This window comes from Ensifer sp. R1-3, assembly GCF_056739175.1.
This window is the reverse complement of record NZ_CP096515.1, coordinates 3311077-3336410: the sequence shown is the minus strand read 5'-3', so window position 1 is coordinate 3336410 and position 25334 is coordinate 3311077. Positions and strand designations below refer to the sequence as shown.

Below are 25334 nucleotides of genomic sequence, written 5' to 3'. Positions count from 1 at the left end.
CCGAGTATGAACATCCTGTCAGTTGCGTCCGAAGTCTACCCGCTGGTGAAGACGGGGGGCCTCGCCGATGTCGTCGGCGCGCTGCCCTCCGCACTTCTCCCGCATGGTGTGCGGACGCGCACGCTGGTGCCCGGCTATCCCTCGGTGCTGAAGAAGCTGAAGAAGAAAAAACCGGTCGGCCGATTCGACAATCTCTTCGGCCATCCAGCCACGGTGCTTGCCGCCGAGGTCAACGGAGTGGACCTGCTCGTCCTCGACCAGCCCGCACTCTATGCACGGGACGGCGGCCCTTATCTCGATTCGACCGGGCGCGACTATCCCGATAATTTCCGGCGCTTCGCCGCACTCTCGCTGGCAGCTGCGGAGATCGCGGGGAACGGCATCATCCCCAACTGGAAGCCGGACATCGTTCACGTCCACGACTGGCAGACGGCGCTCACCCCCGTCTATATGCGCTTCGGCCCGGCGCCGGACCTGCCGACGGTGATGACGATCCACAACATCGCCTTCCAGGGCCAGTTCGGCGCCTCGGTGTTCCCGGAACTGGCGCTGCCTCCGGATGCCTTCTCCACGCAATTCGTCGAATATTACGGCGATGTCGGCTTCCTCAAAGGCGGCCTGCAGACGGCAAGCGCAATCACCACGGTCAGCCCTTCATATGCGCAGGAAATCCTGACGCCCGAATTCGGCATGGGTCTTGATGGACTCCTGTCGAGCCGTGTCGCGGACCTGACGGGCATCGTCAACGGCATCGACGGAGAGACGTGGGACCCGCAGACGGACCCGCACATTCCGGCGCATTACGGGCCGGGAACGCTCAAACGGCGCGCCGGCAACCGCAAGGCGCTGGAAGAGCGTTTCGGCCTCGAAAAAGGTCCGGGGCCGATCTTCTGCGTCATCAGCCGCCTCACCTGGCAGAAAGGCATGGACCTCGTCGCCGAAGCCGCCGACGATATCGTGGCACTCGGCGGCAAGCTCGTCGTGCTCGGCTCGGGCGATCCGGCGCTCGAAAGCGCGCTTATGGCGGCCGCGTCGCGCCACCGCGGGCATATCGGCATGGTGACCGGTTATGACGAGCCGCTGTCGCATCTCATGCAGGCAGGCGCCGATGCGATCCTCATTCCGTCGCGTTTCGAACCCTGCGGCCTGACGCAGCTCTATGGCCTGCGCTATGGTTGCGTTCCGGTCGTGGCCCGCACCGGCGGTCTCACCGACACCATCATCGACGCCAACGAGGCGGCGCTGTCGGCGAAGTGCGCCACCGGCTTTCATTTCCTGCCGGTGACGACCGACGGGCTAAGGCTTGCGATCCGGCGCGTCCTGCGCGCATACAATGAACCCAAGCTCTGGGCACGCCTGCAGAACCAGGGCATGAAATCCGACGTTTCCTGGGCCAAAAGCGCGGAACGCTACGTCTCGCTTTACTCCGCTCTTCTCGCGAAAGGCTAAACAGATGATAAGAACCGTCTCGACCAACCCCTATGGGGACCAGAAACCCGGCACCTCGGGCCTGCGCAAGAAAGTCCCGGTCTTCCAGCAGAAGAACTATGCCGAGAACTTCATCCAGTCGATTTTCGACTCGCTCGAGGGCTTCGAAGGCCAGACGCTGGTGATCGGCGGCGACGGCCGCTACTACAACCGCGAGGTGATCCAGAAAGCCGTCAAGATGGCGGCGGCGAACGGCTTCGGCCGCGTGCTCGTCGGCCGCGGCGGCATCCTCTCGACGCCTGCCGCCTCCAATGTCATCCGCAAATACAAGGCCTTCGGCGGCATCGTGCTCTCGGCGAGCCACAATCCCGGCGGACCGACCGAGGACTTCGGCATCAAGTACAATGTCGGCAACGGCGGCCCGGCTCCCGAAAAGGTCACGGACGCGATCTACTCCCGCAGCAAGGCGATCGACAGCTACAAGATCGCCGACGCGCCCGACGTCAATCTCGACGTCGAAGGCAGCCAGCAGGTCGAGGATATGACGGTGACGGTCATCGATCCCGTCGCCGACTATGCGGAACTGATGGAGAGCCTGTTCGACTTCGATGCGATCCGCAAGCTGATCGCCGGCGGCTTCCGGGTCGTGTTCGACGCGATGAGCGCGGTCACCGGGCCCTATGCCAAGGAGATCATCGAAAAACGGCTCGGCGCCCCGAAGGGCTCGGTCATGAACTTCATACCGCTGCCCGACTTCGGCGGCCATCATCCGGACCCGAATCTCGTCCACGCCCGAGCACTCTACGAGACGATGATGGCGCCGGATGCGCCCGATTTCGGCGCCGCCTCCGATGGCGACGGCGACCGGAATCTGATCATCGGCAAGGGAATCTTCGTCACACCGTCCGACAGCCTCGCCATGCTTGCCGCCAATGCGCATCTGGCGCCGGGCTATGTCAAGGGACTTGCCGGGATCGCTCGCTCCATGCCGACGAGCGGCGCGGCCGACCGTGTCGCCGAAAAGCTCGGCATCGGCATCTATGAAACGCCGACCGGCTGGAAGTTCTTCGGCAACCTGCTCGACGAGGGCTTGGCGACGATCTGTGGCGAGGAAAGCGCCGGCACCGGATCGAACCATGTACGCGAGAAGGACGGGCTCTGGGCCGTGCTGCTCTGGCTCAACATCCTCGCCGCGCGCAAGGAAAGCGCACTCGAAATCGCCCGCAAGCACTGGGCGACCTACGGCCGCAACTATTATTCCCGCCACGACTACGAAGAGGTCGACACCGATGCGGCGAACGGCCTGATTGCCGCGCTCCGCGACAAGCTCCCCGCGCTGCCCGGCAAGAGCTTCGGCGCGCTCACGGTCGAGACGGCCGACGATTTCTCCTACCACGATCCGGTCGACAAATCGGTCAGCAAGAACCAGGGCATCCGCATCCTCTTCAAGGGCGGATCCCGCGTCGTCTTCCGCCTGTCGGGCACGGGGACGTCGGGTGCGACGCTGCGCGTCTATATCGAGCGCTACGAGCCGGATCCGGCCCGCCACGATCTCGACACCCAGGAAGCGCTTGCCGATCTGATCGCCGTTGCCGACGAGATCGCCGAGATCAAGGCGCGCACCGGCCGCGATAAACCGAGCGTCATCACCTGAGGGTGCACGCCGCTTACCCCCTCGGGCCTGCCGGCCATCTCCCTCACAAGGAGGGAGAAAGGATGCGGCACGCTTCTCGCTCTGACCAAGCATTCCGCGTTCAGCGACCTGTCTGTCGAGCGCGAGGCAGCCGCTTGTATTCTCCCCCCTTGTGGGGGAGATGGCCGGCAGGCCAGAGGGGGTAAGCGGACCACTGTCTTCAACTCAGTGTCAAGAAGGGAAGCACCCCCATGCCGACGACCGGAATTCCACCTCTCGGCGTGACGCGCACACCCGACGGGACGCGCTTTACGGTCTGGTCGCACAATGCCGCCCGCATCGATCTCTGCCTGTTCGACGAAGCGGGCAACACCGAACTCAGCCGCCTGCCGATGCAGCGCGACGGCGATGTCCACAGCATCGCGCTGCCCGACATAGCTGCCGGCACCCGCTACGGCTTGCGCGCCGAGGGGGTCTACTCGTCGGACCACGGGCTTTGGTTCGATCCGTCGAAACTTCTGGTCGACCCTTATGCGGCGCAACTCGACCGGCCCTTTCGTCACGACCAGCGGCTGACGGTCTTCGGCGAGGAGACGGCGGACCTCGTGCCGAAGGCCATCGTGACCGAGGTGAAACCGCTAGAGCCGAGGCCGCCGCTATTTCAGGCTGGGGGGCTGATCTACGAGATTGCAGTCAAGCCGTTCACCATCCTTCATCCGGGCGTGCCCGAAAGGAAGCGTGGCACGGTGGCTGCTCTCGCCGAACCCGTCATCATCGATCACCTCACAAGCCTCGGCGTTTCCGCGGTCGAACTCATGCCGGTCGTGGCCTGGATCGATGAGCGGCACTTGCCTCCGCTCGGTCTCCACAACGGCTGGGGTTACAATCCGATCGCGCCTATGGCGCTCGATCCACGCCTGGTGCCCGGCGGCATCGAGGAACTGCGCAGGACCGTGGAGGTCCTGCACCAGGCTGGTATCGGCGTCGTCCTCGATCTCGTTTTCAACCACTCCGGGGAGAGCGACCGCTTCGGTGCAACGCTTTCGATGCGCGGGCTCGACAACCTGACCTATTATCGCCACGCGGCGGGCCGCCCGGGCGAGCTCATCAACGACACCGGCTGCGGCAACACGATCGCCTGCGACCATCCTGTCGTCCAGCGTCTGATCCTCGACAGCCTGCGCCATTTCGTTCTTGCTGCCGGCGTCGACGGCTTCCGCTTCGACCTCGCATCGATCCTCGGCCGCGACATGGGCGGCTTCCGCCGCGATGCCGCGCTTTTCTCGGCCATCTCCGCCGACCCCATCCTTTGCGGCCGCGTGCTCATCGCCGAGCCCTGGGACACCGGCCCCGGCGGCTACCAGCTCGGCAATTTCCCTCATTCCTTCCTCGAATGGAACGACCGGGCCCGCGACGACATCCGCCGCTACTGGCGCGGCGACCGGCACGCGATCGGCGTCCTTGCGACCGCGCTTGCCGGCTCCTCGGACAGCTTTTCCCGCTGGGGCGAGACGGCCACGCGCAGCGTCAACTTCATCGCCGCCCATGACGGCTTCACGCTGATGGATCTCGTTTCCTACGCCCGCAAGCACAATGAGGCGAACGGCGAAGGCAATCGTGACGGCCACGACGAGAACTTTTCCTGGAACAACGGCGCCGAGGGCGCGACCGGAGATCCGGAGATCGCCGCCTTCCGGCAACGCGACGTCATGGCGCTCCTCGGCACGCTCTTCACCTCGCGCGGCGCAATCATGCTGACGGCCGGCGACGAAGGCGGGCGCAGCCAGGGCGGCAACAACAATGCCTATGCGCAGGACAATGCCGTGACCTGGCTCGACTGGAGCAAACTCGACGATAAGCTCGTCGAGCACACCGCCAGGCTTTCCGCCATGCGCCGGCGCTTCTCGGTCTTCGGCGAGACCGGTTTCTTCACGGGCAACGGCGACGTCGCCTGGCTGCGCCTCGACGGGGAGCCGCTGACGGTGGAGGATTGGGAGCACCCAGCAACCGACAATCTCGTCGTGATGCTCGCGACCGAAGATCGCCGTCAGAAGCGCCCGACCCGACTTGCGGTGGTCATCAACCGCAGCCACGCTCCGCACCCGTTCCGCCTGCCTTTGAGCCTCGAGGGCGAATGGCGCGACGCACTCTCGGACCTTACCGTTCCATCCTTCGCACCGGCCCGTTCGGTCACCTTTCTCGTCGAGGTTTTCGAGAGCATTTCCAGGAAACGCATCTAACGGTTTCTGTCCGGAAGTGCCCAGTTCCAGAGAGTTGGATGGTTTCGCTGTTTCATGAAAACAGTGAAACCATCTCAAGACTTAGGACCACTTGCTAGACCTTGCCGAGCCGGCCTATAGATCAGCGGGGAGGCCCATTTCAGGAAAATCATATGCCGCAGGATATTTCACTTTCCGATATCAAGGATCTGATCGGCAAGGAGCTCGGCGTCTCCGACTGGATCACCGTGACGCAGCAGACGATCGATCGTTTTGCCGAGGCGACGAGTGACTTCCAGTTCATCCATACCGACCCGGTGCGCGCCGCGGCGGAGACGCCTTTCGGCGGCACCATTGCGCATGGTTTCCTCTCGCTGTCGCTGCTTTCGGCGATGAACTACAATTGCCTGCCCAAGATCCGCGAGCAGACGATGGGCATCAATTACGGATTCGAGAAGGTGCGCTTCGTGGCGCCGGTCAAGAGCGGCGCGCGCGTGCGCGGCCGCTTCACCATGGCAGATGCACGCTTCCGCGGGGCCGGAATGCTGATGATCACCTATGACGTCACGGTCGAGATCGAGGGCGAAAGAAAACCGGCCTTGACCGCCACCTGGCAGACGATCATCCAGTTCGACCCGAAGGACCGTCCGGCCGATGTCTGAAGCGGTGGCGGGCGAGACGTGCGTACGCAACGCCTTCCGCGGTCAGGCGAAGTCCTGCGACGAACTGGGTTCGCCTTTTACCGCCCGGCTCTGCCGTCTGGTGGCCGACCGGCTGGATGCGAGCTCGGCGGTCGGGGAGCGGATTCTCGGCTGGCGCGGCGATCCGACCTCCAAGGGCGATTCTGTCGCCCTTCGCCTTGCCGGCGCCCTGCATGCCCTGGTTCTCTCGGGCCGCAGCGAAAGCCTCGGAGCAAGTTACCCGCCGAACTCCGCCGATGACGAAACCCTCTGGCGGGCGATCGATCAGGCCATCCGGCAGGAATCCCGCTTCCTCCTCGACCGGCTCACCTCAGCGCCGCAGACGAACGAAGTGCGGCGCTCCGGCGCCCTGCTTCCCGGATTCCTTACGGTAGCGCAGCTTTTCGGGAAGCCGCTTGTCATCTCGGAGATCGGCGCCAGCGCCGGTTTGAACCTGCACTGGGACCGTTATCGTTACGATCTGGCAAGTGGCCGCTGGGGCGATGAAGCCGCTGCTGTGGTCATTGCCCCTGAATGGTCTGGCGGACCTCCTCCCCTCCGGCCCGTCGAAATCATCGACCGAGCCGGCTGCGACCTCCATCCGCTCAATCCGGGGGACGGCGACGATCGGCTGCGGCTTCTCTCCTACATATGGGCAGACCAGCAGGATCGGATCGATCGCACCAGGCAGGCGCTGAAAATTGCCGCATCACGGAGCAATCCGGTTGAACGGGCGGATGCCATCGACTGGCTGAAAACGCGGCTGGCGCGCATCTATCCGGGCGCTGCCCACGTCGTCTACCATTCGATTGCCTGGCAGTATCTGCCGGAAGCCGCCCGGAAAGAAGGAGACGCCTTGATTGCTGCCGCCGGCGCGGCGGCAACGCAGGAGGCGCCGATTGCCCGGCTGCAAATGGAGGCGGACGGACAGACACCCGGAGCAGCCCTATCGCTTCAGATATGGCCTGCCGGCGAGACGCATGCCGTCGGCCGTGCGGATTTCCACGGCCGATGGGTCGATTGGAAAGGATGGCCGGAAAGCCGCAGTTGATCGCTCATGTGAGCCGTCAGAAAGTGATCACGTGGCGGATCACGCGGCCCTGATCGAGAAGGTCGAAGGCCTCGTTGATTTCTTCCAGCGGCCCGGTGCTCGACAGCAGCCGGTCGACCGGGAGCCTGCCGCGCTCGTAGAGGGCGATGAAGCGCGGTATGTCCCGAGCCGGAACGCAGCTTCCCATGTAACTGCCGCGCACGCTGCGCTCTTCGGCCACGAGGCTCACCGCGGGGATGGAGATCTGGCTCGATGGATGGGCAAGGCCCGCGGAAACCGTGAGCCCGCCTCGCCGCGTGATGCGATAGGCAAGTTCGAAGGCCCTGACGGAGCCCGCCGCCTCGATCGCGTGATCGACGCCGCCGCGGGTCGCCTGGCGGATATTCTCGGCCACATCCGGATCGGCTGCGAGGAAGGTGTCGGTCGCACCGAGCGCGCGGGCGAGCTTCAGCTTGTCCTCCGCGAGATCGATGGCGACGATACGCTCGGCGCCGGCGGCGATGGCCCCGAGAAGGGCTGCCAGCCCGACCCCGCCCAACCCGACCACGGCAACGGATTCACCCGGCCGCACCCGGCACGTATTGACGACCGCACCGACGCCGGTCAGCACCGCACAGCCGAACAGAGCCGCCTCCACCATCGGCAGATCCGCCTCGATCCTGACCGCGGAGTGGCGGGAAACCACCGCATAATCGGCGAATCCGGAGACGCCGAGATGGTGATTGACGGGGACTTCCCCGCAAGAGAGCCGGCGCTCGCCAGAAAGCAGCGTGCCCTTGCCGTTCGCTTCCGCTCCAGGAACGCACAGTGCCGGCCTCCCTTCCGCGCAGGGAAGGCAGTGGCCGCAGCTCGGCATGAAGCTCATCACCACCCGGTCTCCCGGGGAGATGTCGCGAACGCCGCTTCCGACCGCCTCCACCGTGCCGGCGGCTTCGTGGCCGAGCGCCATCGGCACCGGCCGCGGCCGGTCGCCGTTTATGACCGACAGGTCCGAGTGGCAAAGCCCGGCCGCACCGATCTTGACGAGCAACTCGTCCGGTCCCGGCGGGGCGAGATCGATCGTTTCGATCGAGAGCGGTCTCGTATGGGCATAGGGTCTCTCGACCGGTGACTTCCTCAGCACCGCCGCACGCGTCTTCAAGCTCGCTCCTCCCGTTCCCGAATCCCGGTTCGACCGGCAGAACTTAGCCATCCGTTCGTGAGGATGGAATGCCCCTCATCCGGGTGCCGCCACCTTCTCCCCGCTTTACGGGGAGAAGGGAGATGCTGCACCGCCTCGTCCCCTTACTACGGGTGAGAAAGGAATTGGAGCTTGCTACGAGTCTCCTTCGCCCCGCTTGCGGGGAGAAGGTGGCCGGCAGGCCGGATGAGGGGCCGGAATTTGCCCGTCAGTGCCCCGCGTCTTCCGCGCCTTCGGCCAGCAGCCCGAACACGAAGGGCGAGAACGACCGCCAGCACTCGACACGGAACGTATCCTCGGCGGTTCGGAAGAGAACGATTTCCGCCTTGCCGAAGATCGTGCGCGAGCAGGCTCCGACGGGGAAAATGGAGAGCGAAAGGTCCTGCGGGCAGCCGCTGTTGATTGCCGCTTCCGCGCCCGGCCCGCTGACGATGACGGCCGTGTTCCGGTGCGAAACGTCGACGGCCGCGTGCACCGTCCGGCTCGAGGCCGCCGCCGCCATCAGGTCGGCACCGTCCTCGTCGATCACCAGCCACTCATCGGGACCGAGCCAGAGAACATGACGCCGGCCGGTCGAGGCGGACGTCTTCGGCCGCACGGGAATGGTCACGCCGAGCGCGGCCGAGAGTGCGGGAACCGCGTCGGCCCCGGCGCGCAGCGATACGCGCGAGGCCGGCTCCGCCGGCGTCAGGATTGCCGCCGGCGAGCCGCCACGGCGGCCGGCAAGCGGGGCTTTGCGGGTAGCGATTGCCTGGTCAGCCATGGAGGCGACCTCCTTCCTTGTCAAAGAACACCATGTCGCTCACCTCGACGGCGATCGTCCGGTCGGCCATCGGCACGTAGAGCGTCTGGCCGAGGCGCGCGCGGCCGCCGGCGACGACCGCGAGCGCGATCGAACGGCCGCAGTTCGGCGACCAGTAGGACGAGGTCACATGACCGAGCATGGTCATCGGCTTCGGTTCGTTCGGATCGGCAACGATCTGCGCCCCTTCCTCCAGCACCACCTGCGGGTCTTTCGTGAGGAGGCCGACGAGCTGCTTGCGGCCTTCCTTGACGAGGTCGGGGCGCTTCATGCCGCGAATGCCGACGAAGTCCTGCTTCTTCTTCGATACCGCCCAGGAGAGGCCGGCATCGTCCGGCGTGAGGGTTCCGTCCGTATCCTGGCCGACGATGATGTAGCCTTTTTCGGCGCGCAGCACGTGCATGGTCTCGGTGCCGTAGGCGCAGGCGCCCATCGGCTCGGCCCGTGCCCAGATCGCCTCCCACACGGCCTGGCCGTAATCGGCCGGTACGTTGACCTCGAAGCCGAGCTCGCCGGTGAACGACATGCGGAAGAGCCTGGTCGGCACACCGCAAATGCGGCCTTCGGCAACGCTCATATGGGGGAAGGCTGCGTTCGAGAGATCGATGCTCTCGACGAGCGGCGCGATGATCTCGCGCGCCTTCGGACCCTGCACGGCGATGACCGCCCATTGCTCGGTCGTCGAGGTCAGCCACACGTTCAGATGCGGGAACTCCGTCTGGAGATAGTCCTCCATGTGGTGGAGGACGCGCGGCGCGCCGCCGGTCGTCGTCGTCACATGGAAGCGATCTTCCGCAAGCCGGCCGACGACACCGTCGTCGTAGACGAAGCCGTCGTCGCGCAGCATGATGCCGTAGCGGCAGCGGCCGGGCTTCAGATTGTCCCAGGCGTTGGTGTACATGAGGTTCAGGAACTCGGCGGCATCCGGGCCGACCACCTCGATCTTGCCGAGGGTCGATGCGTCGAAGACGCCGGCCGCTTCGCGAACGGTCTTGCACTCGCGCGCAACCGCCTCATGCATATTCTCGCCCGCCTTCGGATAGAACCAGGCGCGCTTCCAGTTGCCGACATCCTCGAACTCGGCGCCCTGCGCCTCCTCCCAGGCATGGATGGGCGTCTTGCGGGCCGGATCGAAGAGGCTTCCGCGCGAGTGGCTGACGATCGTCCCGAAGGTCACCGGCGTATAGGGCTGGCGGAAGGTCGTGAGCCCCACCTGGGGGATTTCCTTGCCGAGCGCTTCCGCCGCGATCGCGAGACCGTGCATGTTGGAAAGCTTGCCCTGGTCGGAAGCCATGCCGTTGGTGGTGAAGCGCTTGATATGCTCGATCGAATGCATTCCTTCGCGCACCGCGAGACGGATGTCCTTGGCGCAGACGTCGTGCTGGAAGTCGATGAAGGCCTTGACCGTCTTATCCGCACCCGCGCCTTCCGCCGCGCCGATCATGCCGCCCGTCCATTCGAAGGCGTTGCGGCCGGAGAGCGCGACCTGCGCGCCGCCTTCCGCACCCGCGGCACGGGCCGCCAGTTCACCGGCGGCAAGCGCCTCGTCGATCGTCGCCTGCAGGTCGTCCGTGCCGTTGCAGGCGCCGACGGACAGGCATTCCTGTGCATAGGTTCCCGGCAGGAACCGCTCCGTCGCCGCATCGAAGGTCACTTTGCCACGCGACTGGGAGAAGAGATGCACCGAGGGGGTCCAACCGGCCGAGACGAGCAGTGCGTCGACCGCGATCTTGCGGGATGCTCCGCCGCCGTTGCGAGCGACACTCATGGATGCGATCCTGAGCTTGCCGGCGGTATCGACGACCGAGTGGCCGCTCAGCACCTCGATGCCGAGGCTGCGGGCTTCCGCGAGCACCATGTCGCCCGGCTTGTCGCGGCAGTCGACGATCACGGGAACGTCGACGCCGGCCTTCCTCAGGTCGAAGGCCGCCTCATAGGCGGAATCATGGGCCGTATAGATGCCCACCTTCTTGCCGACTGCGACGCCGAAATGGTTGAGATAGGTGCGGCCGGCCGAGGCCAGCATGATTCCAGGGCGGTCGTTGTTGGCGAAGACCATGTGGCGCTCGATCGCGCCATTGGCGAGAATGACCTTCTTCGCGCGCACCTGCCACAGACGCTCGCGCGGAAGCCCCTTATCGGGAGCCGGGAGGTGGTCCGTCACTCGCTCGACGAGGCCGACGAAATTGTGGTTGTAGTAACCGAAGGCCGTCGTGCGGGTCAGCAGCGTGACATTGTCCATCGCCGCAAGCGCCCTGCCCGTCGCCAGCGCCCAGTCATAGCCTGGCTTGCCGTCGATCATGGTGCCGCTGTCGTAATGCAGGGCGCCGCCGACAGCCGGCTGCTCGTCGCACAGGATCACCTTCGCACCGGCATTCGCGGCCGCGAGTGCGGCCGCAAGTCCGGCAGCGCCGGCGCCGACCACCAGCACGTCGCAATGGACGTAGCGGCTTGAATAATGATCCGGATCGGGCTCCGTGGGCGCGACGCCGAGACCGGCTGCGCGGCGGATGAAAGGCTCGTAGAGCTTGTGCCAGGCGGCCTTCGGCCACATGAAGGTCTTGTAGTAGAAGCCCGCGGCGAAGAAGGGCGACAGGAGATCGTTGAAGCCGCCGACGTCGAAGGCGAGCGACGGCCAACGGTTCTGCGACAACACCTTCATGCCGTCGAAGACTTCCTGCACGGTGGCGCGGACGTTCGGCTGCCGGCGCGCGGCATCGCGCGAAACGTCGAGCAGCGCATTCGGCTCTTCGGCGCCTGCCGAAAGAATGCCGCGCGGGCGGTGATATTTGAACGAGCGGCCGACGAGATGGATGTCGTTGGCGATGAGCGCCGAGGCGATCGTGTCGCCCTCGAGCGCCGTCAGCGTCCGGCCGTCGAAGGTGAAGCGGGCGGTGCGCGCCGGCGTCAGGCGCCCGGCGCCCGAAATTCGGTTGACCCCGGTCATTCTGCCACTCCTTCCAGCGCCTCGTAGGTCTCGACCGTTTCGCTCGTCTTCGGCTCGGCGTTAAGATCCGGCCTCGGCTCACCGGCCTTGTAGGTCACGTGGAAGCGGTCGCTCACGGTATCGCGGGCCGCATTGAAGAAGCGACCGCAGCCGTGGATATGCCGCCACCTTTCATAGATCAGCCCTTTCGGATTCTGACGGAGGAAGAAGTATTCCTCGAACTCCTCGTCGCTGATCTCGGCGATGTTGGCCGGTCTGACGATATGGGCATCGCCGGCATTGCGGAATTCGAGCTCCGAGCGCTCTTCCTCGCAATAGGGGCAGTAAATCAGAAGCATCTGGAATGTCCTCGATCAGAGCGCCGCACCTTTCTTGGAAGGCGCAAGGCCGCTCTACGTTCTTTTCTCTGAAGCGTAATCATCGATCTTCGCTTCGCTCCGTCGGATCATGCTTTAGTGCGCAACGGCGGCCGCGGCTGCCTCGTCGATGAGCCGCCCGGTGCGGAAGCGCTCGAGCGTGAGCCCCGCGGCAAGCCGGTGCGGCTCGCCGCGCGCGATGAGATGGGCAAAGAGATTGGCCGAACCCGGCGTCGCCTTGAAGCCGCCCGTTCCCCAGCCGGCATTGAGGTAGAGCCCGGGCACCGGCGTCACGCCCTGGATCGGCGAACGATCCTGAGTGACGTCGACGATGCCGCCCCATTGCCGCATCATCTTGACGCGGCGGAACATCGGGAAAAGCTCGCAGATCGCATCCAGCGTATGCGTGATGATCTGCAGGCCGCCGGTCTGCGAGTAGGAATTGTACTGGTCGGTGCCGGCGCCGATGACGAACTCGCCCTTGTCCGACTGCGAGATATAGGCATGCACGGAGTTCGACATGACAACGCAGGGGAAGATCGGCTTCAAGGGCTCGGAGACGAGCGCCTGCAGCGGCTGGCTCTGCAGCGGCACGCGCACATCCGCCATCTGCATCAGGACCGACGAGTGGCCCGCAGCAGAGATGCCGACCTTCTTCGCGCCGATGAAGCCGCGATTGGTATCGACGCCGGTCACGCGGCCGGTTTCGTCGCGGCGGATGCCGGTCACTTCGCAATTCTGGATGATGTGGACGCCGCGATCCGAAGCCGCGCGCGCATAGCCCCAGGCGACCGCATCATGGCGCGCAGTGCCGCCGCGGCGCTGCAGTGCCGCGCCGTTGATCGGGTAGCGGGCAGTCTTCGATATGTCGAGCGGCGGGCAGTAGGCCTTGGCCTGTTCCGGCGTCAGCCATTCATTGTCGATGCCGTAGAGCCGGTTGGCATTGATGTGACGCTTGAAGGACTGCTGGTCATGGATGTTGTGCGACAGCATCATCACGCCGCGCGGCGAATACATGACGTTGTAGTTCAGGTCCTGCGACAGGTTTTCCCAGAGCTTCAGCGAATGCTCGTAGATGTCCATGCTCTCTTCATAGAGATAGTTGGACCGGATGATCGTCGTGTTGCGGCCGGTGTTGCCGCCGCCGATCCAGCCCTTCTCGAGCACGGCGACATTGGTGATGCCGTGCTCTTTGGCGAGATAATAGGCGGCGCCGAGGCCATGACCGCCGCCGCCTATGATGATTGCGTCATATTGCTTGCGCGGCTCCGGCGAAGCCCAGTGCGGGCCCCACCCCTTGTGGCCGCGCAGCGCCTCGCGCGCCACGGCAAAAACAGAATATTTGCGCATCCGCCTGCTACTCCATGAACCCGGTAACGTTCGTTGGCGTTAGAAATCGCAAATCCGAGGACCACGCAACGTTTCTTTTGCGACGCGATCCGGCGGACTTGCGCGGTCTTGCGACATCGACGGCCGCCGCCGCAGAGCCATCGGCGCTTTTTCCCCACGCGCGCTCTCTCGCCGCTGGACTTTCGGCACGCGATCTGTTATCCGCTCTTCTAATCGTAGGGTTCTCGCCCAGCGAACGCAAATTTATTGCCTCTCCAAACCTGATGGTGAGGCTTACCAACTCGAAGCAAAGGAACGGGATTCACGTGCAGGTACTTGTCCGCGATAACAATGTCGATCAGGCGCTCCGCGCTCTTAAGAAAAAGATGCAGCGCGAAGGCATTTTCCGCGAAATGAAGATGCGTGACTTCTACGAAAAGCCGTCCCAGAAGCGTGCGCGCGAAAAGGCAGAAGCCGTCCGCCGCGTTCGCAAGCTGGCCCGCAAGCGGGCGCAGCGCGAAGGCATCGTGGCCCGCTGATCGTCTTTTTTTCGACGCTTTCCAATGCAAGTGGCGGAGGCGAGGGATCGCCGCCGCCATTTTGGTATGGACACCCAGTCCGTCGACAGTCTAGCGTGACAGCTGGCGACGGTCAGCCGCCGCACTCGCGTGCTCCGTAAACGGAAAGCCGATGGCTTTCGGGCCTTGTCGCATTGAGGGATCGACTTTGACACTTGCTGCCATGACTGCGGACGTCTCCGGCCTCATCACCGAGGAGGCGAACCGCCGCCACCAGCGCAAGCCGAAGCTTGCCGCCTTTCTCGTGCTCGGCTCGGCCCTGCTCATCGCAGGATGCCAGACCGACAAGCCCGAATCGATGTTCCGCGTCGAACGGGCTCAGGGCTCGGAAGAAAACATCGCCTCGCTCTCGAGCGTCATTGCCTCCAATCCGAGCGACCCCGAGGGCTACAATGTGCGCGGCTCGGCCTACGGGCGCGCCGGCGAATTCCGCCGGGCGGTCGCCGATTTCGACCAGGCGATCCAGCTCAACCCGCGCTTCTATCAGGCCTATGCCAATCGGGCGCTGGTTCAGCGCAACCTGGGCAACCAGCAGGCCGCTCTTGCGGATTACAATGCGGCACTGCAGATCAATCCGAATTACGATGTCGCCTATATCGGCCGCGGCAATCTCTACCGTCAGGCGAACCAGCTCGACGCCGCCTTCAACGACTTCAACAAGGCGATCGAACTCGATACGGCAGACCCCCGCGCCTACCACAATCGTGGCCTGATCTATCAGGCGCGCAATCAGCACGCGCAGGCTATCGAAGATTTCTCCAAGGCAATCTCGCTCTCGCCGAGCTCACCCGAACCCTATAACGGCCGCGGCATCTCCTATGTGGCGCAGGGCGACGACGACAACGCCTTCTCCGACTTCAACACTGCCATCAACCTGAATGGCAAGCTGGCCGAGTCCTGGGCGAACCAGGCGCTGATCTACGAGCGCCGCGGCGACAAGGCCAAGGCGGCGAAGTCCTATTCGCATGCTTTGTCGCTCGATCCCAAATACGAGCCGGCGCGTGCCGGCCTTGCCCGCGCCAAGGCGATGTCCTGAAACTTCGCCCACCCTCCGTCGGACATCATACGCCCGCGGCCCTGTCGCGGGCGTCGTCGTTTCATCTGCGCCGATCAGGGTTGCGGAACCATCCTGAATTCAATCCGTTTGACCATGGCCTAGAGCACTTCCAGGAAAAGCGTAGCGGTTTTCCGTCCGGAAGCGCGCAGTTTCAAAGGGGTTCGAGCGTTTCACAGTTTGAATGAGCAGTGAAACGCTTCAGCACGGAGATCCGAGCCATGATTCGACAGACCCTCATTACCGCAATCGCCTTTGCGGCGCTCTCCGGAGCTGCCGCCGCCCAGAATTACGTCACGCTCGGGCGTCTCACATGCGGCTCGGAAGGCGGCACCGGGCTTATCGTCACCTCGACCAAGAACCTGATGTGCACCTTCTCGCCGGCGGATGGCTCGCCTGGAGGGGTCTATGCGGGCAAGATCACCAAGATCGGCCTGGATATCGGCTCCACCGGCAAAACCGTCATGATCTGGGACGTGCTGGCGAAAACCGGCACTCCGCTGAACGAATTTGCGCTGGCTGGCGAATATGTCGGTGTCGGCGCCGATGCGAGCTTCGCAGTCGGTGGCGGCGCCAAGGTCATTGCCGGCGGCACGAACAAGGCCTTCATGCTGCAACCGGTCAATGTCCAGGTGCAGGAGGGCCTGAATGTCGCCCTCGGCGTGGATCACCTGGTCCTGGCGCCGGCCGGTTGATCGCTTCGCGAGCGATGAAGCCGGCTCCTCTCCCCTCCTCCCGTCCGCGGCACATTGCGTGATCCGTACGGCCCACCTTGCGCGCCGCTGCAAGGCGCGGCACTGTGATGGTGATGATCGTTGCCGGACGCGGTAACGCCGGCACGACGGGATGCAGGATGAAGGAACAGCTGATCCGCGACATCGTTCAGTGGATGTCGGAAGAGGGAATTCGAGGCCTGAAGGAGCAGGACCTTCTTGCCGGCTTCTGTGACCGGTGCCACTCCGCGGGCCTGCCCATTGATCGCGCGCTCGGCATCATCGACACGCTGCACCCGGAGTTCGAAGGGCGCGCCTTCCAATGGAACAGCGAAAGCGACGAGGTTCCCGAGGTCGTGCAATACGGCTCGACCAGCGGCGGCGAGGCTCAGGCCAACTGGCAGCGCTCCGTCTTCTTCCATATGCTCAGGGACAATGAAACCGAGCGCCGCACCCGCCTTGCCGGGGAGAAGCATATTCCCTTCACCGTGCTCGACACGCTCAAGGCAGAGGGCCACACCGACTGCGTCAGCATGATTCATCACTTCACCGATCGCGGCCGCATAGGGCAGATGGACTGCCTGTACTCCTATTGGACCACAAAAAGGCAAGCCGGCTTCCGTGAGGAGGACATCGCGGCACTGAGAGTGCTGTTGCCCACCCTCGCGCTCGCCGTGAAGACAGCCTCGTGCATGCGCATCATCGGGACGCTTGCGGATGTCTATCTCGGCCGGGATGCCGGCCGCCGCGTCGTCGAGGGCAGCATCGAAAGGGGCTCGGCCGAGCGGATCGAGGCGGTCATGTGGTTCTCCGATCTGCGCAACTACACGCGCATAGCCGACAGCGTCGCGCCGGAGGATGTCATCCCCTTTCTGAACGACTATTCCGGCATGGTGATCACCGCCGTCCACGATCATGGCGGCAGCGTATTGAAGCTTATCGGCGACGGAGTGCTTGCCATCTTCAACGGCCGCAAACCGGCCGAGGCCTGCGGCGCCGCCATCGCGGCCGAGCGTCAACTGCGGGTGATGCTTTCGGAGTTGAACGCGCGGCGGCTCGATGAGGGAAAGCCGACCACCGACGTCTATCTCGGACTGCACATCGGCGAAGTCTTCTATGGCAATATCGGCAGCCAGGACCGGCTGGATTTCACCGTCGTCGGACCAGCCGTCAACGAGGTGAGCCGTATCTCCGCCATGTGCCGCTCAGTCGAGCGGCATGTGATCATGTCCTCGGAATTCATCGCGGCCTGCCCGGTCGAGCATCGCGCGAATGCCGTTTCGCTCGGCCGGTTTGCGCTCCGCGGCATTGCCAAAGCGAAGGAACTCTTCACCTGGGATCCGGAGATCGCGGGCGGCTGAGCGGAGCCGAGATACGATGACGATAGCCGGTTCAGGGCCCAAAAGCCCCTCACCCTAACCCTCTCCCCGCAGGCGGGGAGAGGGGACTTCGGCAGCGCGGCATATCCCTTCTCCCCGCCTGCGGGGAGAAGGTGGCGGCAGCCGGATGAGATTCCATGAGGGGGTGGATAGCGCCGCGGCTTTTGCCAAAGTGGTGGTGTTACCAACCCAGCACCTTGGAGGGTCTCATGGCTGTGATTACACGAAGCCCCGATTGCACGGGCACTATCCGCACTGATCTTGGCGCAATTTTCGTTTCATTGGAACTGTCGCGGTCGACATGGCTGGTGACGTCGCTGTCGCCGGGCGGGGGCGAGAAGATGTCGCGGCACCAGGTGGATGGCGGCGATCTGGCCGGGCTTCTCGAACGCTTCGCGACGCTCAGGCGCAAGGCCGAGGCGCGCACCGGTCGCCGCTTTCCGGTGATCGTCGTCCAGGAGGCCGGTCTCGACGGCTTCTGGATCCACCGGGCTCTGGAGGCCGAGGGGATCGAGAGCCATGTCGTCGATCCTGCCTCGATCGCCATGCCGCGGCGGCGCCGGCGGACGAAGACGGACCGGATCGATGGCGAGATGCTGGTGCGCACGCTGCTGGCCTTCAAGCGCGGCGAGCCGCGCGTCTGCGCGATGGTCAAGGCGCCGACGCCGGAGCATGAGGATCGCCGCCGGCTGGTGCGGGAGCGCCAGGAATTGACCGCCGAGCGCGTCCGCGCGGTCAACCGCATCAAGGGCCTGCTGTTCGCCCAGGGGATCCGCGACTACCGGCCGCTGCGCCGCGACCGCCGGCAGCGCCTGGCGGAGCTGCGCGGCGGCGACGGGCGTGCGCTCGGGCCGCATCTGCAGGCGCAACTCGCGCGGCTGCTCGAGCGGCTGGAATTGCTTCTTGAGCAGTTGAAGGCGCTGCTGGCGGCGCTCAAGGCACTGGCGGCCGAGGCGCAGGCGGCCGCCAGTGGGACGGACGCCGCCGTCATGGCGCGGCTACTCGAGATCAAGGGCATCGGCCTGGGGCTTTGCCAGCGTCCTCTTCACCGAAGGCCTGTTCCGGCCGTTCGCCAACCGCCGGCAAGTAGCCGCCTATGCCGGACTGGCGCCGACGCCCTGGCGAAGCGGCACGATCGATTACGAGCAGGGCGTCTCCAAGGCGGGCAATCCGCGGCTGCGCGCGACGCTGATCCAGCTGGCCTGGCTGTGGCTGCGCCATCAGCCGCAGACCGCACTCAGCCGCTGGTTCCACGACCGGGTCAGGCAGAACGGCGGCCGCTTCAAAAAGGTGATGATCACAGCGCTGGCGCGCAAGCTTCTCGTGGCGGTGTGGAAATACGTCACCCAAGGCGTCGACATCGAGGGCATGGCGATGACCACCGCCTGATGCCGCTGCACGCTTTCTCCGCAGCCTGATCGGCTTCGGAGAATCCGGGTGAACGAACCGACTGCCCCTTGGCAGACAACGCCGTGGATGAGACTGGTCCCGTTCTCCCGAGCCCTCCCGCTGCAAGCGGAAGATTGGTGCAGCCGCCGGCCGGCGGCGACCGTATGTGAGGTTATGCGCCGAACGGCCCGTCCGACGCGCATGGTGACAAGGGCTCCCCGGCTTCTCGCGAAAACGATCGCAGGCAACGCGGCAATGCCTCGACACACGGGCATGCAACCACGGACCCCCGACCGACACGCCATCGTGGGATCGGGGGTGGATCGCCGCAAGGGCAAGCCGCTGCGCGGCCGGCCGATGGCCGACCCTTGCCCCGATCCACCCCCGATCCCAGAAAAACGCACAAGGTCGGGACGAGAGGAAGACCGCACCCGTCGAACAACGAGGAAAGTCCTCTTACACGGCAGGGATTGACAGCGAATTCCTCATGTGAGGGGCCGGCCTCGCTCCCCTCAGTGATTGATCGCCTTGACGATCTCTTCGGTCATCTTCTTGGCGTCGCCGAGCAGCATCATCGTGCCGTCCTTGTAGAACAGCGTGTTGTCGATGCCGGCATAGCCGGAGCCGAGCGAACGTTTGACGAAGAGGCAGGTCTTGGCCTTGTCGACGTCGAGGATCGGCATGCCGTAGATCGGCGAGGACTTGTCGTCGCGCGCCGCCGGATTGGTGACGTCGTTGGCGCCTATGACATAGGCGACGTCGGCCTGGGCGAATTCCGAATTGATGTCCTCCAGTTCGAACACCTCGTCATAGGGGACGTTCGCTTCGGCGAGCAGCACGTTCATATGACCGGGCATGCGGCCGGCGACCGGGTGGATCGCGTATTTCACCTCGACGCCGTTCTCCTTGAGCTTGTCGGCAAGCTCCCGGAGCGCGTGCTGTGCCTGGGCGACCGCCATGCCGTAGCCCGGCACGATGATCACTTTCGAGGCGTTCTGCATCAGGAAGGCGGCGTCGTCGGCCGAGCCCTGTTTCACCGTCCTCTGGACTCCGTCGTCGCCGCCGGCAGCCGCCGTCTCGCCGCCGAAGCCGCCCAGGATCACCGAGATGAAGGACCGGTTCATGCCCTTGCACATGATGTAGGAGAGGATCGCACCCGACGAGCCGACGAGCGCCCCGGTTATGATGAGCGCCAGGTTGCCGAGGGTAAAGCCGATGCCGGCCGCTGCCCAGCCGGAATAGGAGTTCAGCATCGATACGACGACCGGCATGTCCGCGCCGCCGATCGGAACGATGATCAGCACGCCGAGCGCCAGCGACAGCGCGACGATCGCCCAGAAGTCGAAATGGCTTTCGCTGAGCGCCAGCCCGATGATGAAGAAGACGACGAGCACGGCAAGCGCGAGGTTGATCGCGTGGCGGTAGGGCAGAAGGATAGGCTTCCCGGACATGCGGCCGTCCAGCTTCAGGAAGGCGATGATCGAGCCCGTGAAGGTGATGGCGCCGATCGCCACGCCGAGCGCCATTTCGACCAGCGCCTGCGCGGGGATCGAGCCGACCTCGCCGATGCCGAAGGAGGACGGGGCATAGAGTGCGGCGGCCGCCACCAGAACGGCGGCGAGACCGACGAGCGAGTGGAAGCCGGCCACGAGCTGCGGCATCGCCGTCATCGGGATGCGCTTTGCGATATAGGCGCCGGCACCGCCGCCGACGGCCAGACCTGCGACGATCAGGAGAAACCCGCCGATCGACGGCTGTGCCAGGAACAGCGTCGTGACGATCGCGATGCCCATGCCGACCATGCCGTAGGTATTGCCCTTGCGGCTGGTGGTCGGATGCGACAGGCCGCGCAGCGCCATGATGAAGAGCACGCCCGAGACGAGATAGAGGAAGGCAGCGAAATTAGCGTTCATCGGCCCGCCTCACTTTTCTTTTTTCTTGTACATGGCGAGCATGCGCTGGGTGACCAGGAAGCCGCCGAAGATGTTCACCGAAGCAAGTACCAGTGCGACGAAGCCGAAGCCGGTGGCAAGCCCCGAGGCGGAGATCCCGACCGCGAGCAAGGCGCCGACGACGATCACCGACGAGATCGCATTGGTCACCGCCATCAGCGGCGTATGCAGCGCCGGCGTCACCGACCAGACGACGTAGTAGCCGACGAAGATGGCCAGCACGAAGATCGCGAGGCGGAAGACGAAGGGATCGATCGCGCCGCCGGTCGCGCCATGCGCCACCGCTCCGGCCGCATCGGGCACGTATTCGGCGGCGGTCTTCACCGCCTCGACCGCCCGCTCGAGATCGGTCAGTGCCTTGTCCAGAAGTTCGTTTGCCATCTTACTTCTCCCCCCTCATGGCACCACCGAAGGCCGGGTGCACGACTGCCCCGCCATGGGTCAGCGCCGTGGCCTTGACGAGTTCATCCTCCATGTTCAATGCCAGCGCCTTCGTCTCCTTCGAGACCATCGTCTCCAGGAAGGTCACGAGGTTCTTGGCGTAGAGCAGCGAGGCGGAAGCGGCGATGCGGCCCGCCACGTTCAGATGGCCGACGATCCTGACGCCCCCGACCTCCGTCACCTTGCCGGCTTCGGCCCCCTCGATATTGCCGCCGCGCTCGACCGCGAGGTCGACGACGACCGATCCGGGCTTCATGGAATCGAGCATTTCGCGGGTCACGAGCCGCGGCGCCGGACGGCCGGGGATCAGCGCCGTGGTGATGACGATGTCCTGCTTGGCAATGTGCTCGGCGACGAGCGCCGCCTGCTTGGCCTGATACTCCCCGGACATTTCCTTGGCATAGCCGCCGGCGGTCTCGGCCGCCTTGAACTCCTCGTCCTCGACGGCGATGAACTTGGCGCCGAGAGAGGCTACCTGCTCCTTTGCGGCGGGGCGAACGTCCGTCGCCGAGACGACCGCGCCCAGGCGGCGGGCGGTAGCGATCGCCTGCAGGCCGGCAACGCCCGCGCCCATGACGAAGATCTTGGCCGCGGGCACGGTGCCGGCAGCGGTCATCATCATCGGCAGCGCGCGGTCATATTCGTAGGCGGCGTCGATCACCGCCTGATAACCGGCAAGGTTTGCCTGGCTGGAAAGCACGTCCATGGATTGGGCGCGGGTGATGCGCGGCATCAGCTCCATGGCGAAGGTTGTGAGGCCCGCGCCGGCCATGGCCGATATCGCTTCCTCGTTACCGTAGGGGTCCATGATGGCGATGACGACAGCGCCGGACCGGTAGCCGGAAATCTCGTGCGCACTCGGCCGACGGACCTTGAGGATCACGTCGGCGGTTTTCGCATCCGCCGCCGTACCGACACGCGCACCGGCCTTCTCGTATTCCTGATCGGGTATGCGTGAACCGAGGCCGGCACCCGCTTCGACAACCACGTCGAAGCCAAGCGACTTCAGTTTTTTCACGCTTTCGACGGAACCGGCAACGCGTCCCTCGTTCGGATCCGATTCCTTGGCGATAAAGACGATCTCGCTCACAAATCCCCCTCCCCGGTCCGCCCCGGCTGGCCGGGTTGCGGACGTTGTCCTCCAGGCGACAGCATTGCACGCCGCCTCTTCACTCACACGGTCCCCGAATCGAGCCGATTTCGGGAGAGAACCATGCGGCACCTCAATGCGCTACAGCGACCTTAGTGCACCCTTGGCGCATCGTCGTAGCGACAGAACTCCTCCTGCGGGGCGGAAACATCCGCCGCCGAGACGATACTCCCACGTGGTGCGGGAAAAACTCGATCGGCCCGCGACAAAGATGGGGACCCCCTCCCCATCTTCGGCGGGACGGATCAGCGACGCCGGTCAGCGAAGAAAGAAGTAACCGGCAACGTTGATGAGAATGAAAAGAACGAGCGAGCTGAAAAAGCCCATCGTCGTGAAGAAAGCAGCAGCCATCGCAATCAGCAGCGCGACGCAAAACAGAGTGCCGTATTTCGTGGCGCTGATGAAGAAATCATATGTCTTCTCATGCTCGGAATAGTCCATCGGAGCGCCCGTTTCGACCGGTCCCGAATGATGCTCTGCCATCGTCCAATTCTCCAAAATTCTGCGGCACCGCCGATGGCGGCCCTGTCTTATCCACCCATGACCGCTTGCCCGCGAGGCGCAATCGGTTCCTTTAGCTCCGCATACACAATGCGCCGCCCCTTCGCAACGAAAACCGCCCCGCGAGCCCTGCGGCATAATCGATAGTGCGGCCGGCGCAGGGGCGACATTGCGCCGAAAGGCGTCAGGCGGACCGCTCCGCAACCGGTTCCGGCATGCCATGCCCGCACAGGACGGCCACGGCAGAGGCGGGCATCGGGGCCGCGAAGACAAAGCCCTGGATCAGATCGGCGCAATTGTACTCGTTTATGAGCTGCAGCTGTTCGGCCGTCTCGACCCCCTCGACGACCGCCTTGAGCTCCAGGGCGCGGGCAAGATTGACCGTGCCGAGCAGGAGTTTGAAGCGCCGGGAATTCACATGGATGTCGCGCACGAAGGACCGGTCGACCTTGATGATGCTGACCGGAAGCGCATCGAGGTAGCTGAGGCTCGAATAACCGGTTCCGAAATCGTCTATCGCGATCGCCATGCCGCGCTCGCGCAGCTCCCGAAGCACGGCCTGGACCTTGACGGGCTCGTCCATCAGGCAGCTTTCGGTGACTTCGAGATGCAAGCGGGCGGGGTTGAGGCCGCTCTCTGCAAGTGCTTCCGCCACGATCGCGACGATCTCGTCCCCGTGAAGGTCGAGAACGGAGAGATTGACCGAAACCGCCACCTCGGCCGGCCAAGTCAGGCAATCGCGGCAGGCATGCCGCACAACGAAGCGCGTTATGTCCGTGACAAGCCCCATCTCTTCTGCAAGCGGGATGAAAATGTCGGGCGGGACTGGGCCGCGCTCCGGATGAGTCCAGCGCGCCAGCGCTTCGCAGCTTACGACACGCGATCCATCCGGCGTGAACATCGGCTGGTAGGCAAGGCTGAGATCGCCTCTTCCAACCGCCTCGCGCAGGTCGCTCTTGAGCTTCTGGCGGTCGAGGTAGCGCGCTTCCATCTCGGCCTCGAAGGCGGTGCAGCCGCCGTTGTTTCGGGCCTTGGCCTCGGATAGCGCCAGATCGGCCTTGATCTGTAGTTCCTCTAACCGGAATTCGCTCTTCCTCACAATGACGAATCCGGCATTCATCGCCATGTTGAAGGTGAAACCGTCGGCCATATAGGTGCCGTGCAGCTTCGCATGGACGGCGCGAATCCGTTCCTCCAGACCGGAACGGCCCACCCTGTTATGAAAGAACACGACGAACTCGTCGCCCATCAGCCGGGCGGCGATCGCCTCACTGCCTGCGAGACCCTTGAGACGATCGGCAATGGCCTGAAGAAGCTTGTCCCCGACGACGTGGCCTCTCGTGTCGTTGACGTGCTTGAATTCGGCGATGTCTACGAGCAGGAGGCCGATGTCGCGATCATGCGCCGTGCCGGCCGCAACCGCATTGTGGGTGAGCTCGGCGAAATAGTCCCGGCTCGGCAGACCGGTGAGCGTGTCGAAGCGCACCATCTGCAGAACCTGCCTTTCTGCCTGAACGCGCGCCGTCACGTCTTCGAAGATAAGAACGATTTCGCCGTTCTCGCGGCGGTTCGCCGAGAATTCGAGAAGGAGCTCCTCCGATATGGTGACGAGCGCGCGCGAACGCTTTCCCTCGATCAGCAGGTCCAGCTGCCGCGCTATGCTGTCGCTTCTTTCCGGGTCGAGCGCCAGCGCATCGCTCCCGCGCTCGAGGACATCACCGAGCAGCCAGCCTTTGAGTTGCGCCTTGTCGCCTAGGTGCAGAAGTTCGCAGGCACGCTCGTTCGCCACCACGATGCGATGCCGGTCGTCCAGCATGAAAAGACCGTGAGTCATGTTGTTGAGTGCCGCGTCGAACTGCCCCGCGATCGTCTTCGTTTCCAGTGCCGCAAGGACGTTCTCGTCCCGGGCTGCGAGGATTTTTTCGAAAAGATAGCCGCGCACATTATTCGCCATCATCCAGGTCGTCAGGATGAAGGGCACGATCAGAACCGCGAGGACGGCCATGAAGGGATCGCCCAGCGACAGGGCGCCGATCATCATCGGCAGGCAGGCCGAAGACGAAAGAAGCAGTACCGCCCGCTCGGAACCGTAGTTGCGGCCCACCAGTGAGATCATCGAGGCAAGCGTCACCGACACGCATGCAACCTGGGAAAACACGTCCCGGGTGACCGCTATCGCATATCCGCAGGCGATGCCGCAGGTCAGCGTAACGGCGACGCCGCCGACGATGTAGCGGTTCTCCCACATTCTGATGGCCGCGTAGTCCGCCCCGGACAGATCCAGCTGGTCGAAGCGCATCATGTCGAGATTGCGCACGATCCACAGGACGACGATCGCGACGGTGCAGCCGAGATAGAGCGTGTCGGAGGTCTTCAGAAAGACAAGCAGAAAGGTCACGACATGCGATAGCATGCCGATCACCAACGTCCCTCGATTCTGGTAGAGCGAGCTTACGAACGACAGATAGATGTCTGCCGGAAGAGCGCCCCGTTCATTGCGGGTCATGAACCTAAGCTCCGGTTTGCCGGATTGTTAGGGTCGAGGACTTAAC

19 protein-coding genes and 1 pseudogene are annotated in these 25334 nt (G+C 64.4%); 10 read left to right on the top strand and 10 right to left on the bottom strand.

Annotation, left to right across the window (positions count from 1 at the left end; genetic code table 11):
* Window positions 1–6: 6 nt before the first annotated feature.
* The 5 genes from glgA (at window position 7) to M1D43_RS15800 (ending at window position 7011) form a co-directional block, all read left to right on the top strand.
* Window positions 7–1449, top strand: coding sequence for a glycogen synthase GlgA (glgA, locus tag M1D43_RS15820; RefSeq protein WP_027992155.1), 1443 nt, complete (start codon window positions 7–9; stop codon window positions 1447–1449).
* 4 nt (window positions 1450–1453) lie between these two features.
* Window positions 1454–3082: an alpha-D-glucose phosphate-specific phosphoglucomutase gene (locus M1D43_RS15815; RefSeq protein WP_153315178.1), complete on the top strand. Its 1629-nt coding sequence runs from the start codon at window positions 1454–1456 to the stop codon at window positions 3080–3082.
* A gap of 230 nt (window positions 3083–3312) precedes the next feature.
* The gene (glgX, locus tag M1D43_RS15810; RefSeq protein WP_153315180.1) at window positions 3313–5301 is read left to right on the top strand and encodes a glycogen debranching protein GlgX; all 1989 of its coding nucleotides are present in this window, start codon (window positions 3313–3315) and stop codon (window positions 5299–5301) included.
* A gap of 152 nt (window positions 5302–5453) precedes the next feature.
* A complete protein-coding gene (locus tag M1D43_RS15805) occupies window positions 5454–5942 on the top strand; it encodes a MaoC family dehydratase (RefSeq protein WP_003533898.1) in 489 nt (162 codons plus the stop codon).
* Window positions 5935–7011 (top strand): DUF2332 domain-containing protein, encoded by a 1077-nt coding sequence (locus M1D43_RS15800; protein WP_107608398.1) that lies wholly within the window; start codon window positions 5935–5937, stop codon window positions 7009–7011. The genes M1D43_RS15805 and M1D43_RS15800 overlap by 8 nt, the downstream gene beginning before the upstream one ends.
* A 16-nt stretch (window positions 7012–7027) precedes the next feature.
* Here the strand turns inward: M1D43_RS15800 and M1D43_RS15795 are convergent, their stop codons facing one another.
* The 5 genes from M1D43_RS15795 to M1D43_RS15775 all read right to left on the bottom strand — a co-directional run bounded on the left by M1D43_RS15795 (window position 7028) and on the right by M1D43_RS15775 (window position 13646).
* A complete protein-coding gene (locus M1D43_RS15795) occupies window positions 7028–8152 on the bottom strand; it encodes a zinc-dependent alcohol dehydrogenase family protein (RefSeq protein WP_192923502.1) in 1125 nt (374 codons plus the stop codon).
* 247 nt (window positions 8153–8399) lie between these two features.
* Window positions 8400–8954: a sarcosine oxidase subunit gamma gene (locus M1D43_RS15790; protein WP_153320917.1), complete on the bottom strand. Its 555-nt coding sequence runs from the start codon at window positions 8952–8954 to the stop codon at window positions 8400–8402.
* Window positions 8947–11940: a sarcosine oxidase subunit alpha gene (locus tag M1D43_RS15785; protein WP_153313654.1), complete on the bottom strand. Its 2994-nt coding sequence runs from the start codon at window positions 11938–11940 to the stop codon at window positions 8947–8949. The genes M1D43_RS15790 and M1D43_RS15785 overlap by 8 nt, the downstream gene beginning before the upstream one ends.
* Window positions 11937–12278: a sarcosine oxidase subunit delta gene (locus tag M1D43_RS15780; protein ID WP_010970243.1), complete on the bottom strand. Its 342-nt coding sequence runs from the start codon at window positions 12276–12278 to the stop codon at window positions 11937–11939. The genes M1D43_RS15785 and M1D43_RS15780 overlap by 4 nt, the downstream gene beginning before the upstream one ends.
* A 114-nt stretch (window positions 12279–12392) precedes the next feature.
* Window positions 12393–13646 carry a sarcosine oxidase subunit beta family protein gene (locus tag M1D43_RS15775; protein ID WP_010970244.1) on the bottom strand — a complete coding sequence of 418 codons (1254 nt, stop codon included), beginning with the start codon at window positions 13644–13646 and terminating at the stop codon, window positions 12393–12395.
* Between the two features lie 305 nt (window positions 13647–13951).
* On the opposite strand from M1D43_RS15775, the gene rpsU reads away from it, so the two are divergent.
* The 5 genes and pseudogenes from rpsU (at window position 13952) to M1D43_RS15750 (ending at window position 18738) form a co-directional block, all read left to right on the top strand.
* Window positions 13952–14164, top strand: a complete 213-nt coding sequence (gene rpsU, locus M1D43_RS15770) for a 30S ribosomal protein S21 (protein ID WP_003533884.1) — start codon at window positions 13952–13954, stop codon at window positions 14162–14164.
* A gap of 151 nt (window positions 14165–14315) precedes the next feature.
* Window positions 14316–15239 (top strand): tetratricopeptide repeat protein, encoded by a 924-nt coding sequence (locus tag M1D43_RS15765; RefSeq protein WP_013844854.1) that lies wholly within the window; start codon window positions 14316–14318, stop codon window positions 15237–15239.
* Window positions 15240–15478: 239 nt separating this feature from the next.
* The gene (locus M1D43_RS15760) at window positions 15479–15952 is read left to right on the top strand and encodes a DUF992 domain-containing protein (protein WP_153313655.1); all 474 of its coding nucleotides are present in this window, start codon (window positions 15479–15481) and stop codon (window positions 15950–15952) included.
* 107 nt (window positions 15953–16059) lie between these two features.
* Window positions 16060–17331 carry an adenylate/guanylate cyclase domain-containing protein gene (locus M1D43_RS15755; RefSeq protein ID WP_192923421.1) on the top strand — a complete coding sequence of 424 codons (1272 nt, stop codon included), beginning with the start codon at window positions 16060–16062 and terminating at the stop codon, window positions 17329–17331.
* Between the two features lie 227 nt (window positions 17332–17558).
* Window positions 17559–18738: pseudogene (locus M1D43_RS15750) on the top strand (IS110 family RNA-guided transposase).
* 512 nt (window positions 18739–19250) lie between these two features.
* Here M1D43_RS15750 and M1D43_RS15745 read toward each other — a convergent pair.
* From M1D43_RS15745 to M1D43_RS15725, 5 genes are all read right to left on the bottom strand, one after another.
* A complete protein-coding gene (locus tag M1D43_RS15745) occupies window positions 19251–20651 on the bottom strand; it encodes an NAD(P)(+) transhydrogenase (Re/Si-specific) subunit beta (RefSeq protein WP_028009841.1) in 1401 nt (466 codons plus the stop codon).
* Between the two features lie 9 nt (window positions 20652–20660).
* Window positions 20661–21071: an NAD(P) transhydrogenase subunit alpha part 2 gene (locus tag M1D43_RS15740; protein ID WP_003528932.1), complete on the bottom strand. Its 411-nt coding sequence runs from the start codon at window positions 21069–21071 to the stop codon at window positions 20661–20663.
* Between the two features lies 1 nt (window position 21072).
* Window positions 21073–22221, bottom strand: coding sequence for a Re/Si-specific NAD(P)(+) transhydrogenase subunit alpha (locus tag M1D43_RS15735; RefSeq protein WP_318853645.1), 1149 nt, complete (start codon window positions 22219–22221; stop codon window positions 21073–21075).
* A gap of 318 nt (window positions 22222–22539) precedes the next feature.
* Window positions 22540–22764 carry an aa3-type cytochrome c oxidase subunit IV gene (locus M1D43_RS15730; RefSeq protein WP_003528928.1) on the bottom strand — a complete coding sequence of 75 codons (225 nt, stop codon included), beginning with the start codon at window positions 22762–22764 and terminating at the stop codon, window positions 22540–22542.
* Window positions 22765–22966: 202 nt separating this feature from the next.
* Window positions 22967–25288, bottom strand: coding sequence for a putative bifunctional diguanylate cyclase/phosphodiesterase (locus tag M1D43_RS15725; protein ID WP_153313046.1), 2322 nt, complete (start codon window positions 25286–25288; stop codon window positions 22967–22969).
* Window positions 25289–25334 lie beyond the last annotated feature (46 nt).

Coding starts and splice junctions, on each gene's coding strand:
- glgA (WP_027992155.1), top strand. CDS start 7: ATGAACATCCTGTCAGTTGCGTCCGAAGTCTACCCGCTGGTGAAGACG.
- M1D43_RS15815 (WP_153315178.1), top strand. CDS start 1,454: ATGATAAGAACCGTCTCGACCAACCCCTATGGGGACCAGAAACCCGGC.
- glgX (WP_153315180.1), top strand. CDS start 3,313: ATGCCGACGACCGGAATTCCACCTCTCGGCGTGACGCGCACACCCGAC.
- M1D43_RS15805 (WP_003533898.1), top strand. CDS start 5,454: ATGCCGCAGGATATTTCACTTTCCGATATCAAGGATCTGATCGGCAAG.
- M1D43_RS15800 (WP_107608398.1), top strand. CDS start 5,935: ATGTCTGAAGCGGTGGCGGGCGAGACGTGCGTACGCAACGCCTTCCGC.
- M1D43_RS15790 (WP_153320917.1), bottom strand. CDS start 8,954: ATGGCTGACCAGGCAATCGCTACCCGCAAAGCCCCGCTTGCCGGCCGC.
- M1D43_RS15785 (WP_153313654.1), bottom strand. CDS start 11,940: ATGACCGGGGTCAACCGAATTTCGGGCGCCGGGCGCCTGACGCCGGCG.
- M1D43_RS15780 (WP_010970243.1), bottom strand. CDS start 12,278: ATGCTTCTGATTTACTGCCCCTATTGCGAGGAAGAGCGCTCGGAGCTC.
- M1D43_RS15775 (WP_010970244.1), bottom strand. CDS start 13,646: ATGCGCAAATATTCTGTTTTTGCCGTGGCGCGCGAGGCGCTGCGCGGC.
- M1D43_RS15765 (WP_013844854.1), top strand. CDS start 14,316: ATGGCTTTCGGGCCTTGTCGCATTGAGGGATCGACTTTGACACTTGCT.
- M1D43_RS15760 (WP_153313655.1), top strand. CDS start 15,479: ATGATTCGACAGACCCTCATTACCGCAATCGCCTTTGCGGCGCTCTCC.
- M1D43_RS15755 (WP_192923421.1), top strand. CDS start 16,060: ATGGTGATGATCGTTGCCGGACGCGGTAACGCCGGCACGACGGGATGC.
- M1D43_RS15745 (WP_028009841.1), bottom strand. CDS start 20,651: ATGAACGCTAATTTCGCTGCCTTCCTCTATCTCGTCTCGGGCGTGCTC.
- M1D43_RS15740 (WP_003528932.1), bottom strand. CDS start 21,071: ATGGCAAACGAACTTCTGGACAAGGCACTGACCGATCTCGAGCGGGCG.
- M1D43_RS15730 (WP_003528928.1), bottom strand. CDS start 22,764: ATGGCAGAGCATCATTCGGGACCGGTCGAAACGGGCGCTCCGATGGAC.
- M1D43_RS15725 (WP_153313046.1), bottom strand. CDS start 25,288: ATGACCCGCAATGAACGGGGCGCTCTTCCGGCAGACATCTATCTGTCG.